This window comes from Rhizobium sp. S163, assembly GCF_030380805.1.
Taxonomy (GTDB): Bacteria; Pseudomonadota; Alphaproteobacteria; order Rhizobiales; family Rhizobiaceae; genus Rhizobium.
Window position 1 is genome coordinate 342134 of record NZ_JAUDSA010000036.1, and the last position, 12854, is coordinate 354987.

The following is a 12854-nucleotide window of genomic DNA, read 5'->3' on the forward strand; positions in this document are numbered from 1 at the left end:
TCAATGCTTGCAAGGCGGAATGTCTTCAGCCAAAGAGGGCGCGCGACTTTGGAGAAAATTATGGCGGACGGTGTGCATTCGATCTCTCATTCGATCTCGGGCGAACTGACGGAAGCGGGCCATCGCCTGCTGCAGCGGGTCTATTACGAGGACACCGACTTCTCCGGTCTGGTCTATCACGCCCGCTATCTGCACTTCCTCGAGCGCGGCCGCACCGACTATCTGCGCTGCCTCGGTGTCGAGCAGCGCGAGCTGATCACCGCCGATGAAGAGGGGCTGGTCTTCGTCGTCCATCGCATGGAGATCGACTTCAAGTCGCCGGCGCGCATGGACGATATCCTGACGGTGACGACGCGCACCGAAAAGGCCGGCGGCGCCAAGATGGTGCTCGCGCAGGAGATCCGCCGCGACGACACGCTGCTCATCGCCGCCAAGGTGATCATCGCCGTCATCAATGCCAGCGGGCGGCCTCGGCGGCTGCCGGAGGTGTTGGCGAAGCAGATGATGATCGAGATCTAATTTAAATCAAACGTCCGGCGCCATCCTTGAATTTTTACCCTCAAAGGGTAATATTGGGTATGGAGAAACGGACGGCGCATTACGATCTTGCGGCGATTGTCGTGGTGGTGAGAGCCCGCCGCGCTGCAGCCTTCACCAAGACCGCGATCGACGGCGGCAGAGCGATGGGCCTGACGATCTCGGAGATGATCGATGTGATCTGCTGCCTGAAGAGAAAAGATCTCTACAAGTCGATGACCACATACGCCGACAGTTCCGTATGGCAGGACGTCTACCATGCAGATACGCCGGCCGGCATGGCCTATGTGAAGGTGACGCTCCGGGCCGATGGCGCGCCGGTGATACAGTTCAAGGAGTTGGGTTCATGACCAAGCTGTGTGTTTGCTGCGAGGCGGAGCGCGAGATGGCGCCCTTTGCCAATGAAACACATCAGGTCGTCTTTCGGGATATGAAAGTTGATGTGGAGGGCCTGTCCGGCTTTCGGTGCGGCGCCTGCGGCGAGATCGAATATGATCATGAAAGCGCCGAGCGTTACGCGGCGGCCGGCGACGCCTTGGTGCTCGAGGCCCGCAAAGCGCTCGGCAGCGAGTTGCGTCGCATCCGCAAGAAACTCCGGATCAATCAGGTTGAAGCGTCCGAGCTGACGGGTGGGGGGCACAACGCCTTTTCGCGCTACGAGACCGGAAAGGTCATGCCGACGCCTGCTGTCGTCAATCTCTTCCGTCTGCTCGATCGTGATCCCGGTGCGATCAAGGAGCTGAAGCGGGCGTGATGCGTCCTGCTAAACGGCATTCGGGAAGAGCCCTTCCGTTACCGCATTGCCGCCATGCGCGGATATGGCCAACCAGCCCTTGCAAAAACATGACTTTCATGTGAAGGAATTGCCGCGCGCAAGGTTTGTGCGGTTTTGGTCATCGATCGGAGATCTGGCCAAGTATTCCAAGGGATCATCCTAACGCCAATAGTCAGCCTTTTATGATCCGGCGCTAACGAACTATTAACGATAATAGTGTCTTACTCGGATTGTCAGAGTTTGTGCGGTGCACGCCTTCCTTTGACCAAATTTGACGGCAAGGAAGGCGGATAAGAGCTTGGAAGCTTGACCAGGGCTTTGGGCGGCGGCAGCCAGACATATCTTGCGAGATCACTTTGTGCCGCCCGGTCAAGCGCCGGGCGTTTGGATTCGGGGATTTTGGATCAATGGAACAAGTAGGATTGGCAGCGGCTCACACGGACGTCAGTCTCTGGTCGCTCTTCATGCAGGCTGGCCTCGTCGTCAAGCTCGTTATGCTCGGTCTTATCGCAGCGTCCGTCTGGACCTGGGCGATCGTCATCGACAAATATCTGGCCTTCGGCCGCGCCCGCCGACAGTTCGACAAGTTCGAGCAGGTATTCTGGTCGGGCCAGTCGCTGGAAGAACTCTACCGCTCGCTGTCGGAGCGTAACAACACGGGCCTCGCCTCGATCTTCGTCGCCGCCATGCGCGAATGGAAGAAGTCGTTCGAGCGCGGCGCACGTTCGCCGATCGGCCTGCAGATGCGTATCGATCGCGCCATGGACGTGACGCTTGCTCGCGAATCCGAAGGGCTTTCCGCCCGTCTCGGCTCGCTGGCAACGATCGGCTCTGCCGGCCCGTTCATCGGTCTGTTCGGTACCGTCGTCGGTATCATGACCTCGTTCCAGGCGATCGCCGGTTCGAAGTCGACCAACCTCGCCGTCGTTGCGCCGGGTATCGCCGAAGCGCTGCTCGCAACCGCCATCGGCCTCGTGGCCGCTATCCCGGCGGTTATCGCCTACAACAAGTTCTCCGCCGATGCGGGCAAGCTCTCGGCGCGCATGGAAGGCTTCGCGGATGAATTCTCCGCCATTCTTTCGCGCCAAATCGACGAGAAGCTGCAGCCGCGTCAGGCCGCGCAGTAATCCGACGGAAACGGAGAGAACGACATGGGTATGGGTGCTCCAAGCGGTGGCGGAGGCGGTGGAAACCGTCGGCGTCGTCGCGGTGGCCACAGAGGTGGCGCCATTTCCGAAATCAACGTGACGCCGCTGGTCGACGTCATGCTGGTGCTTTTGATCATCTTCATGGTCGCCGCTCCGATGATGACGGTCGGCGTGCCGATCGACCTGCCGGAAACGCAGGCCAAGGCGCTGAATTCCGAAACGCAGCCGATCACGATCTCCGTCAAGAACGACGGTACCGCGTTCCTGCAGGAAACGCCGATCCCGGTCGAGGAAATCGCCGCCAAGCTCGAGGCGATCGCCACCACCGGCTACAATGAGCGCATCTTCGTTCGTGGCGACTCGGCCGCGCCTTACGGCGTGATCGCCGATGTCATGGCACGCATCCAGGGTGCGGGCTTCAAGAACATCGGTCTCGTCACCCAAGAGAAGAAGGGCCCGTAGTAGAGCTATGAAGGCCAGTATTGTCTCATCTGCTGTACTGCACTGTGCTCTGCTCGCCTGGGCGCTGATTTCGATCGGCTCCCCGTCGGAGTTCAAGGTCGAGGATTTCGAGGCCATGCCCGTCAACCTCGTGCCTGTCGAGGACCTGACGCAGTTGCAGCAGGGAGACAAGACGGCCAAGCCGAGCGACAAGCCAGCGCCGAAGCCGACCTCCAAACCGACCAATGTGGCAAACGCCGAGAACATGGGCGAGAACAAGGTCGACCTGAAGACGCCGCCGATCCCGAACGCCAAGCCAAACAACAACGAGTCGGCCGCAGCACCGAAGGCCTCCGAAAAGCCGCTTCCGGAAAATGATCCCGTGCCCAACGAGGTGAAGGACATCATGAAGGAAGATACGGCGGTGGAGCCGAGCCAGGTCGCGTCGATCACGCCTCCGAAGCCGGAAATCGCGCCGACGCCTCCGAAGGCCGAGGAAAAGCCGCAGGACATGCCTGAGCCGCCGAAGCCGGATGCGGAAGCATTGCCGGACAAGGTGCCGACACCTGTAATCAAGCCGCAGCCGAAGCCGCCGGAACAGAAGCCGGCTGAAAAGCCTGCGGAGAAGAAGACGGAAGACAAGGCGCAGACCGACGAGAAGCCGTCCGACAAGAAGAAGTCCGACAAGAAGCAGGAAAAGGCCAAGGCCTCTTCCGCGCAGAAGAGCGACTTCAACGCCGATGACATCGCCGCACTCTTGAACAAGCAGGATCCGTCGAATGGCGGCGCCAAGAGCTCGACCGAAGTAGCCTCGCTCGGCGCCAAGAAGGCGACCGGCGGCTCCAAGCTGTCGATGAGCGAAATGGATGCGCTGCGCAGCGCGATTGCCGGCAACTGGTCGGTCATTCCCGGCATGGAAGGCGCCAGCGAAGTCCGCATCAGGGTCCACATGAAGCTCGACCCCGACGGCAACATCATCGGCGCTCCCGAAGTGGAAGCCATCGGCGGCACCAACGAATCGACCCGCATGGCGCTCGCCAGCGGCGCCAAGCGCGCCGTCATGAAGTCGTCGCCGTTCACCAATCTGCCGAAAGACAAATACGACGCCTGGGGCGAAGTCATCGTCAATTTCGACCCCAGCGATCTAGCCCTTTAAAATGCTGAAAGGCTTGTCCTCTATGACCAAGTGTTCCCTTTTCCGCGCCCTGATGGTCGCCGTTGGCATGATGACCACCGCGGTCATCGCCACGCCGGCGCATGCGCTTGTCGAAATCAACATCAACAAGGGCAATGTCGAGCCCCTGCCGATCGCGATCACCGACTTCCTGCAGGGCGACATGGGCGCCCAGGTCTCGCAGGTTATCGCCGCGGATCTGCAGCGCTCTGGCCTGTTCAAGCCGATCGCCAAGAATGCCTTCATCGAGAAGATCTCCAACCCGGATGCCGCTCCGCGCTTCGAGGACTGGAAGGTCATCAACGCGCAGGCGCTGGTCACCGGCCGCGTCACGCAGGAGGCCGACGGCCGTCTTCGCGCCGAGTTCCGTCTCTGGGACACGTTTGCCGGCAGCCAGATGACCGGCCAGCAGTTCTACACGCAGCCTGAAAACTGGCGCCGCGTGGCCCACATCATCGCCGACGCGATCTACAAGCAGATTACCGGTGAAGAAGGCTATTTCGATACCCGCGTCGTCTTCGTGTCCGAATCCGGCAGCAAGCAGGAGCGCAAGCGCCAGCTCGCCATCATGGACCAGGACGGCTTCAACGTGCGCATGCTCACCAATGGCAGCGACCTCGTTCTGACCCCGCGCTTCTCGCCGAACCGGCAGGAAGTCACCTACATGTCGTTCGCCAACCAGCAGCCGCGCGTCTACCTGCTGCAGCTGGAAACCGGACAGCGCGAAGTGGTCGGCAACTTCCCAGGCATGACGTTCTCGCCGCGCTTCTCGCCTGACGGCCAGAAGGTGGTGATGAGCCTGCAGCAGGAAGGCAACGCCAACATCTACACGATGGACCTGCGTTCGCGCACCACGACGCGCCTGACGTCCACGGCCGCGATCGATACCTCGCCGTCCTATTCGCCTGACGGCAGCCAGATCGTGTTCGAAAGCGACCGCGGCGGCCGCCAGCAGCTCTACAAGATGAGCGCCGATGGTTCCGGCCAGACGCGTATCTCCTTCGGCGACGGTTCCTACTCCACGCCGGTCTGGTCTCCGCGCGGCGATCTGATCGCCTTCACCAAGCAGTCGGGCGGCAAGTTCTCGATCGGCGTGATGAAGCCTGATGGTTCGGGCGAGCGCATCCTGACCACGGGCTTCCACAATGAAGGCCCGACCTGGGCGCCGAACGGCCGCGTCATCATGTTCTTCCGCCAGGCGGCGGGTGCAGGTGGCCCGCAGCTCTACTCGATCGATCTGAGCGGTTACAACGAGCAGATGATCAAGACCCCCGCTTACGCTTCCGACCCGGCCTGGTCGCCGCTTCTGGAGTAGGGAAGTCCGCATGCCTGCCTTCTTGTCGCCTCAAAAATCTACGAATGGGGCGACAGAGGGCCAAATCAACCATTCGTTAACCATAGTTCTTGAAAGCCGATTAACCGAGAACGGTTACAGTCCGGCAACCTTAATCAAGTCGCAAGGAGACCGGCCATGAGCCGAATTCATACCCCGGCAATGAGCCGCATGCAGAACTTCGCCCGCAACCCGGTCATGATCGCGCTCGTCGCCGGTCTGGCACTTGCCGGCTGCGCCAACAAGAAGAACATGGCCAACAGCGCCGGTGATCTCGGCCTCGGTGCCGGCGCCGCAACGCCGGGTTCGGCCCAGGACTTCACCGTCAACGTCGGCGACCGCATCTTCTTCGACACCGATAGCACCTCGGTTCGCGCCGACGCTGCCCAGACGCTCGATCGTCAGGCTCAGTGGCTCGGCCGCTATCCGAAGTACGCAATCACGATCGAAGGCCATGCCGACGAACGCGGCACGCGCGAATACAACCTCGCTCTCGGCGCTCGCCGTGCAGCTGCCACCAAGGACTACCTCGCTTCGCGCGGCGTTCCGGCTCAGCGCATGAAGACCATCTCCTACGGCAAGGAACGTCCGGTCGCCGTTTGCGACGACATCTCCTGCTGGTCGCAGAACCGCCGCGCCGTTACCGTTCTCGGTGGCGCCGGCATGTAATTGCCGATCCGGCGATAAAATGCCGGGTTTTATTACAAATTGGAAAGGCGGCTCCATCGCGGGCCGCCTTTTCTTTTTGAACACACTTTGGCCGAACTCCGTTGCTTTTTGAAAGCAATTGGAAAAATCTCCTGTTCGTGCCATCGAGGCGCGAAGAATCACTGGGACAGGACGAACCAAATGAAGAAATTTGTCGTGGCGGGCATGCTCTGCCTCGCAACGGTGGCCGGGGTTGGCCAGTCGGCGAACGCGTCGTCGCTATTCGGATTGCATTTCGGAAACAAGACGGCCAGCCAGGCACCGGCGCAGGCGCCCGTCGTCAACGTGCAGGCCGGCGGCGCGGAAGTGCGCATCCAGCAGCTCGAAGATCAGCTTCGCCAGCTGAACGGCCGCATCGAAGAAATGAGCTTCCAGCTGCTGCAGATGCAGGAAACCATCCGCAAGGCACAGGAAGACAATGAATTCCGCTTCCAGGAACTGGAAAAGAGCGGCGGCGGTGGCGGCAGCGCCGGTGGTGCATCCAAGCCGATGAAGAAGAGCGAAGCCGATATCCCGGCTTCCAACCAGACGGCGCAAGGCCAGCAAATGGGCCAAGGTCAGGGCGGTGGCGACGATGTCGCCCGCGCCATCCAGACCTCTAGGGCACCTGAAACGTCGCCCTCGACCGACGTCCCTGAGAACACCGGTCTCGGCCAGCCGCCGCAGCAGCTCGGCTCCATGCAGTTCGATCAGAACGGCAATCCGATCGGTGGCTCGGTCAATCCGGGCGCCGAAGTCGGCTCCAGCCCGCTGCCACCGGTCGGCGCGGCCGGCTCGCAGACGGCCTCTCTCGGCAGCGAGGCCGATCAGTACAAGGCCGCTTACGGCCATGTGCTTTCGGGCGACTACTCGACCGCCGAAAAGGAATTCAACGCCTATATCGGCCAGTATCCGAACAGCGCCCGTGCAGCCGATGCCAATTTCTGGCTTGGCGAAGCGCTCTATTCGCAGGGCAAGTTCAACGAATCGGCCAAGACCTTCCTCAACGCGCACCAGAAGTACGGCACGTCGGAAAAGGCGCCGGAAATGCTTCTGAAGCTCGGCATGTCGCTCGCCGCACTCGACAATACTGAAACCGCCTGCGCAACGCTGCGCGAAGTGCCGAAGCGTTATCCCAAGGCTTCCCGCGCCGTCATATCCAAGGTCGCGAGCGAACAGAAGCGTCTCTCCTGCTAAGGCTTTCCGGTCTTGCGCCCGGGCGGCATCCTATCTCCAGAGACGGCGACACGCCGCTTTCTCTCCTCGCTTGACCAGCCCTCGCGCATTCTCGTCGCGATTTCGGGCGGCAGCGATTCCACCGGCCTGCTGATCGCGCTCTTCGATGCGCTGAAGGCCGACCCCAATCCCAGAATTTCCCTCTGCGCCGCGACCGTCGACCACGCGCTGCGCCCGCAATCGGCCGATGAAGCGCGCGATGTCGCTGCTCTTTGCCGATCGCTCGATATTCCCCATGTCACCAAGGTCTGGCAGGGCACCAAGCCGAAGACCGGCATCATGGCGGCGGCGCGCGACGCCCGCTACGGGCTGCTCGCCGAGGCGGCTCTTGAACTCGGCGCTGACATTATTGTGACCGGCCACACGCTCGACGATCAGCGCGAGACCTTTGCCATGCGCGGCCAACGCTCTGCCGCCACCACGACCGGGATCGCCGATCTGGTTCTCTTCGACCGCCGCATCTGGATCGCGCGACCGCTGCTGTCTTCGCTGCGGGCGGATATTCGCGCGATGCTGGAGCTGCGCGGTATCGGGTGGAGCGATGACCCTAGCAACGACGACGTGAAATACGAGCGGGTGCGGACACGCCAGGCATTGGCGGGAGAGGGGATCTCGGTTGCCGAGATCGAGGCGATGACCTTTGCGCGGGTGGCGCTCGACGAGGCTGCGGCCGGGTGGGTCGATGCGCATGTCGATGTGCATGAGGGGATGCTGGTGCGGGTTGGCGTTGCTGGGCTTTCTGTCGATCGGGCGGTGCTCGGGCATGGCCTTGCGCGGCTTGCGGCTGTTATCGGCGGGCAGGCGTTTGCGCTTGGGGCGGAGCAGATTCGCGCGGTGGTCGAGTTTCTTGCGGCGAGCCGGCCGGGCCGGATGACTGCCGGGCGGGTCGTGTTCGATCTCAGGCGCGATGGGCTGTATCTGGCGCGGGAGACGCGGGGGCTGGTGCCGCTGACGGTTGGCGCCGGAGAGCATGGCGTTTGGGACGGGCGCTATCTGGTGGCGAATGGTTCCGGCGCTGAGGTAACGGTGGCGGCTGCTGGCGGTGCTTTGGCCTTTAAAGCTTCTGTAGAGACTGAAGTCGCCGCAAGTGCCGACGCTGTAGTAGGGCACCAAGCGCCTAACTCACACTCCCTCATTCCTGTGCCCAAGCTTCGCTCGGGCGATGTCACAGGAATCCAGCGTGCCCAAGTCCTTGGGCACAAAAGAGTCTCTCACGGCGCGGACGCGCCGTTGCTGGATTCCTGTGACAAGCACAGGAATGAGGGAAGAGTGGAGGACGGCGCCGAGGCAGCGGGAGAGCATGGGAGCGCCGGGTTACCCAACGAAGCTGGCGGTGCGAAACGCGCTACCTTGCTGCTCGAAAACCTCCCCAAAAGCACGCTCGCCCGAGCCCGTGCGGCGCAACCGCGCATCCTTGCCGCCGACCCGTCGCCCGATCTCGCCGATGACATCGACGTCGTGCCGTATTTCGCGCCCTTCGACCGTTTTTTGACACGATTGGACGTCAAGTTCGCGACCAGCCTCGCGGCAGCCTTTGGAACACGCCCCTATCCAAAACCGCCTTTAGGTCTTATTGACGGAAAAACCATCTAACTGATGGGTTTGCCTTGGCAACCGCCTGACGCAATCCTATGTTAGAAGCCAAATAAAGCGGTCGCCATGAGGCGGTCGTTCCAGTGCTGGGGAGTTCGATGAACCCTAACTTACGTAATTTCGCCTTGTGGGCAATCATAGCGCTTTTGCTGATTGCCCTCTTCAGTATGTTCCAGACGTCGCCGGCGCAGACCAGCTCCCGCGATATCCCTTATTCGCAGTTCCTGCGTGAAGTGGATGCGGGCCGCGTCAAGGAAGTCGTCGTCACGGGTAACCGCGTCTCCGGCAGCTATGTTGAAAATGGCACCACCTTCCAAACCTATACGCCTGTGGTCGACGACAATCTGCTCGATCGTCTGCAGACGAAGAATGTTCTCGTTTCGGCACGTCCCGAAACCGATGGTTCTTCCGGTTTCCTGAGCTATCTCGGCACCTTGCTGCCGATGCTTCTCATCCTCGGCGTCTGGCTGTTCTTCATGCGGCAGATGCAGGGCGGGTCGCGCGGCGCGATGGGCTTCGGCAAGTCGAAGGCCAAGCTGCTCACCGAAGCGCATGGCCGCGTCACGTTTGATGACGTCGCCGGCGTTGACGAAGCCAAGCAGGATCTTGAGGAAATCGTAGAATTCCTGCGCGATCCGCAGAAGTTCCAGCGTCTCGGCGGCAAGATTCCGCGCGGCGTGCTGCTGGTCGGCCCTCCCGGTACCGGTAAGACGCTGCTCGCACGCTCTGTCGCAGGCGAAGCAAACGTTCCGTTCTTCACGATCTCGGGCTCCGACTTCGTCGAAATGTTCGTCGGTGTCGGCGCGAGCCGCGTCCGCGACATGTTCGAGCAGGCCAAGAAGAACGCGCCGTGCATCATCTTCATCGACGAAATCGACGCCGTCGGCCGCCATCGTGGCGCCGGTCTCGGCGGCGGTAACGACGAACGCGAGCAGACGCTGAACCAGCTGCTGGTCGAAATGGACGGCTTCGAAGCCAACGAAGGCATCATCCTGATCGCCGCGACCAACCGTCCCGACGTTCTCGATCCGGCGCTGCTGCGTCCGGGCCGTTTCGACCGCCAGGTCGTGGTTCCGAACCCCGATATCGTCGGCCGCGAGCGCATCCTCAAGGTTCACGCCCGCAACGTGCCTCTGGCGCCGAATGTCGATCTCAAGGTTCTGGCTCGCGGTACGCCCGGCTTCTCCGGTGCCGATCTGATGAACCTCGTCAACGAAGCTGCCCTGATGGCCGCGCGTCGCAACAAGCGCGTCGTCACCATGCAGGAATTCGAAGACGCCAAGGACAAGATCATGATGGGCGCCGAACGCCGCTCGTCCGCCATGACCGAAGCCGAAAAGAAGCTGACTGCCTACCACGAAGCCGGCCACGCCATCACGGCGCTCAAGGTTCCGGTGGCCGATCCGCTGCACAAGGCAACGATCATTCCGCGCGGCCGTGCACTCGGCATGGTCATGCAGCTTCCCGAAGGCGACCGCTACTCGATGAGCTACAAGTGGATGGTCTCGCGCCTCGTCATCATGATGGGCGGCCGCGTTGCCGAAGAGCTGACCTTCGGCAAGGAGAACATCACATCGGGCGCATCGTCCGACATCGAGCAGGCCACCAAGCTTGCCCGTGCGATGGTCACCCAGTGGGGCTTCTCCGACAAGCTCGGCCAGGTTTCCTATGGTGAAAACCAGCAGGAAGTCTTCCTCGGGCACTCGGTTTCGCAGTCGAAGAACGTGTCCGAAGCGACGGCGATGACCATCGATTCGGAAGTTCGCAAGCTGATCGATGAAGCCTACGCCGAAGCGCGCCGCATCCTGACCGACGACCACGACGCGTTCGTGGCCATCGCCGAAGGCCTGCTCGAATACGAGACGCTGACCGGTGAAGAGATCAAGGCGTTGATTCGCGGTGAAAAGCCGTCGCGTGATCTCGGTGACGACACGCCTCCGAGCCGCGGCTCGGCCGTGCCGAAGACCGGCACGCGTCCTGCCAAGGGCGATGAGGCCGAAGGTGGCATGGAGCCGCAACCGCACTGATTTTCTTTGGAAATCATGAGAAGGCCGGACACCCGAGATGGTGTCCGGCCTTTTTCGTTGGTAACGGGATATAATCGATTTTCTCGTTAATTGACGTGATGGTTGCCGCGTTTTGTGGCATTCCGCTGACATAAGGTGGCCTCAATGAAGGCCTCTCTGGCGAGGGAACACGCGCAGGCGTGCAATTTGCAGACACGACGATGCGCAGCGTAACGCGCGCTCAAGGCACAGGGGTGCATATGAAAAGACGCTATTTCGGCACTGATGGTATTCGCGGTCAGTCCAATGTGTTTCCGATGACGCCGGATCTCGCGATGCGGGTCGGTATCGCGGCAGGCACGATCTTCCGTCGCGGCAACCACCGCCACCGGGTCGTTATCGGCAAGGACACCCGCCTTTCCGGCTACATGCTCGAAAACGCCATGGTCGCGGGCTTCACCGCCGCCGGCCTCGACGCCTTCGTTCTCGGCCCGATCCCGACGCCTGCCGTCGCCATGCTGACGCGCTCGCTGCGCGCCGATATCGGCGTGATGATCTCCGCCTCGCACAACCCATACGAAGACAACGGCATCAAGCTCTTCGGTCCCGATGGCTACAAGCTGTCGGATGATCTGGAAATGCAGATCGAGGATCTGCTCGAGAAGGACATGAGCGCGCAGCTTGCCAAGTCCGACGATATCGGCCGCGCCAAGCGCGTCGATGGCGTTCATGACCGCTATATCGAGCATGCCAAGCGCACGCTGCCGCGCGACGTGACGCTGCAGGGGCTGAGGATCGCGATCGATTGCGCCAACGGCGCCGCCTACAAGGTGGCACCGGCCGTGCTCTGGGAACTGGGCGCCGACGTCGTCGTCATCGGCAACGAGCCGAATGGTACCAACATCAATCTCAACTGCGGCTCCACCAGCCCGGTGGCCTTGCAGAAGAAGGTCGATGAAGTGCGCGCCGATATCGGCATCGCGCTCGATGGCGACGCCGACCGTGTGATCATCGTCGACGAGAACGGCGCGATCGTCGATGGCGACCAGCTGATGGCCGTCATTGCCGAAAGCTATGCCGAGAGCCAGCAGTTGCGTGGAGATGGCATCGTCGCCACCGTCATGTCCAACCTCGGGCTGGAGCGCTTCCTGCAGGGCAAGGGGCTCGGCTTGGTGCGCACGGCTGTCGGCGACCGCTATGTGGTCGAGCATATGCGCAACAACAATTACAATGTCGGCGGGGAGCAGTCCGGCCATATCGTGCTGTCTGATTACGGCACGACCGGCGATGGCCTCGTGGCCGCGCTGCAGATCCTGGTCGCGGTCAAGCGCACCGGCAAGACGGTCAGCGAAATCTGCCGCCGCTTCGAGCCTGTGCCGCAGCTTCTGCGCAACGTGCGCTATTCCGGCGGCAAGCCGCTGGAAGACCTGCATGTGCAGCAGGCGATTGCCGAGGCCGAGGCCGAGCTTGCCAAGAGCGGCCGTCTGGTCATCCGCCCGTCGGGCACCGAGCCGCTCATCCGCGTGATGGCGGAAGGCGACGATCGCAGCCAGATCGAGCGTATCGTCAACGACCTGATCGGCACGATCTCAAGCGTGCGCACGGCCGCCTGACATTCGTCAGGCACCGTCCACAAGCTTCCAATGCCCAGCCTTTGGCTGGGCATTTTCATGTTTACATCGCGATTTTGTCAGATCACGTCTCGACGCATGAGTTCGAGAAGCGCTGGTGTCGTGATGGCACCGTCTTCGAAGAAGTCGAGCAGCCTCGATGCGGCTGCGCAGCCTTGCAGGCTGTCGGGCCCGAATTTCTGCTCCCGGCACCAAAGCGACAGGGCCTCGAAAACGGGCGATAGATCTTCTTCGAACGAAATAGCTCTATTGAGCTTGGACATGGGCGCACCTCCATAAAGGGGCGGAAGCGC

The 12854-nt window shown here is 61.7% G+C and carries 13 protein-coding genes; 12 read left to right on the forward strand and 1 reads right to left on the reverse strand.

Going from position 1 to position 12854, the window contains the following annotated elements; genetic code table 11:
- Nucleotides 1-60: 60 nt before the first annotated feature.
- The 12 genes from ybgC to glmM all read left to right on the forward strand — a co-directional run bounded on the left by ybgC (nucleotide 61) and on the right by glmM (nucleotide 12543).
- Nucleotides 61-519 carry a tol-pal system-associated acyl-CoA thioesterase gene (gene ybgC / locus QTL96_RS26765; protein WP_289729832.1) on the forward strand — a complete coding sequence of 153 codons (459 nt, stop codon included), beginning with the start codon at nucleotides 61-63 and terminating at the stop codon, nucleotides 517-519.
- A gap of 59 nt (nucleotides 520-578) precedes the next feature.
- Nucleotides 579-887, forward strand: a complete 309-nt coding sequence (locus tag QTL96_RS26770; protein ID WP_289729833.1) for a type II toxin-antitoxin system MqsR family toxin — start codon at nucleotides 579-581, stop codon at nucleotides 885-887.
- Nucleotides 888-922: 35 nt separating this feature from the next.
- Nucleotides 923-1291, forward strand: a complete 369-nt coding sequence (locus QTL96_RS26775) for a type II toxin-antitoxin system MqsA family antitoxin (protein ID WP_289729834.1) — start codon at nucleotides 923-925, stop codon at nucleotides 1289-1291.
- A 428-nt stretch (nucleotides 1292-1719) separates the two neighbouring features.
- Nucleotides 1720-2439 carry a protein TolQ gene (tolQ, locus tag QTL96_RS26780; RefSeq protein WP_026283222.1) on the forward strand — a complete coding sequence of 240 codons (720 nt, stop codon included), beginning with the start codon at nucleotides 1720-1722 and terminating at the stop codon, nucleotides 2437-2439.
- Between the two features lie 24 nt (nucleotides 2440-2463).
- Nucleotides 2464-2922, forward strand: coding sequence for a protein TolR (gene tolR, locus QTL96_RS26785; RefSeq protein ID WP_026283221.1), 459 nt, complete (start codon nucleotides 2464-2466; stop codon nucleotides 2920-2922).
- A gap of 7 nt (nucleotides 2923-2929) precedes the next feature.
- A complete protein-coding gene (locus QTL96_RS26790) occupies nucleotides 2930-4057 on the forward strand; it encodes a cell envelope integrity protein TolA (RefSeq protein WP_047509331.1) in 1128 nt (375 codons plus the stop codon).
- 22 nt (nucleotides 4058-4079) lie between these two features.
- Nucleotides 4080-5390, forward strand: coding sequence for a Tol-Pal system beta propeller repeat protein TolB (gene tolB, locus QTL96_RS26795; RefSeq protein ID WP_112944936.1), 1311 nt, complete (start codon nucleotides 4080-4082; stop codon nucleotides 5388-5390).
- Between the two features lie 156 nt (nucleotides 5391-5546).
- Entirely contained in the window at nucleotides 5547-6077 is a 531-nt protein-coding gene (pal, locus tag QTL96_RS26800; protein WP_026283220.1) for a peptidoglycan-associated lipoprotein Pal, read from the forward strand.
- 180 nt (nucleotides 6078-6257) lie between these two features.
- A complete protein-coding gene (gene ybgF / locus QTL96_RS26805; RefSeq protein ID WP_112980017.1) occupies nucleotides 6258-7292 on the forward strand; it encodes a tol-pal system protein YbgF in 1035 nt (344 codons plus the stop codon).
- A 12-nt stretch (nucleotides 7293-7304) separates the two neighbouring features.
- Nucleotides 7305-8924, forward strand: coding sequence for a tRNA lysidine(34) synthetase TilS (gene tilS / locus QTL96_RS26810; RefSeq protein WP_289729835.1), 1620 nt, complete (start codon nucleotides 7305-7307; stop codon nucleotides 8922-8924).
- 98 nt (nucleotides 8925-9022) lie between these two features.
- The gene (gene ftsH / locus QTL96_RS26815) at nucleotides 9023-10951 is read left to right on the forward strand and encodes an ATP-dependent zinc metalloprotease FtsH (RefSeq protein ID WP_026283219.1); all 1929 of its coding nucleotides are present in this window, start codon (nucleotides 9023-9025) and stop codon (nucleotides 10949-10951) included.
- 239 nt (nucleotides 10952-11190) lie between these two features.
- Nucleotides 11191-12543 carry a phosphoglucosamine mutase gene (gene glmM, locus QTL96_RS26820; RefSeq protein ID WP_018899615.1) on the forward strand — a complete coding sequence of 451 codons (1353 nt, stop codon included), beginning with the start codon at nucleotides 11191-11193 and terminating at the stop codon, nucleotides 12541-12543.
- Between the two features lie 77 nt (nucleotides 12544-12620).
- Here the strand turns inward: glmM and QTL96_RS26825 are convergent, their stop codons facing one another.
- Nucleotides 12621-12824, reverse strand: a complete 204-nt coding sequence (locus tag QTL96_RS26825) for a hypothetical protein (protein ID WP_289729836.1) — start codon at nucleotides 12822-12824, stop codon at nucleotides 12621-12623.
- Nucleotides 12825-12854: the final 30 nt, after the last annotated feature.

Excerpts from the sequence above, each read along its gene's own strand:
- tolQ (WP_026283222.1), top strand. The coding sequence starts at position 1,720 with ATGGAACAAGTAGGATTGGCAGCGGCTCACACGGACGTCAGTCTCTGG.
- ybgF (WP_112980017.1), top strand. The coding sequence starts at position 6,258 with ATGAAGAAATTTGTCGTGGCGGGCATGCTCTGCCTCGCAACGGTGGCC.
- QTL96_RS26825 (WP_289729836.1), bottom strand. The coding sequence starts at position 12,824 with ATGTCCAAGCTCAATAGAGCTATTTCGTTCGAAGAAGATCTATCGCCC.
- ftsH (WP_026283219.1), top strand. The coding sequence starts at position 9,023 with ATGAACCCTAACTTACGTAATTTCGCCTTGTGGGCAATCATAGCGCTT.
- QTL96_RS26770 (WP_289729833.1), top strand. The coding sequence starts at position 579 with ATGGAGAAACGGACGGCGCATTACGATCTTGCGGCGATTGTCGTGGTG.
- ybgC (WP_289729832.1), top strand. The coding sequence starts at position 61 with ATGGCGGACGGTGTGCATTCGATCTCTCATTCGATCTCGGGCGAACTG.
- tolB (WP_112944936.1), top strand. The coding sequence starts at position 4,080 with ATGACCAAGTGTTCCCTTTTCCGCGCCCTGATGGTCGCCGTTGGCATG.
- pal (WP_026283220.1), top strand. The coding sequence starts at position 5,547 with ATGAGCCGAATTCATACCCCGGCAATGAGCCGCATGCAGAACTTCGCC.
- tolR (WP_026283221.1), top strand. The coding sequence starts at position 2,464 with ATGGGTATGGGTGCTCCAAGCGGTGGCGGAGGCGGTGGAAACCGTCGG.
- QTL96_RS26775 (WP_289729834.1), top strand. The coding sequence starts at position 923 with ATGGCGCCCTTTGCCAATGAAACACATCAGGTCGTCTTTCGGGATATG.
- QTL96_RS26790 (WP_047509331.1), top strand. The coding sequence starts at position 2,930 with ATGAAGGCCAGTATTGTCTCATCTGCTGTACTGCACTGTGCTCTGCTC.
- glmM (WP_018899615.1), top strand. The coding sequence starts at position 11,191 with ATGAAAAGACGCTATTTCGGCACTGATGGTATTCGCGGTCAGTCCAAT.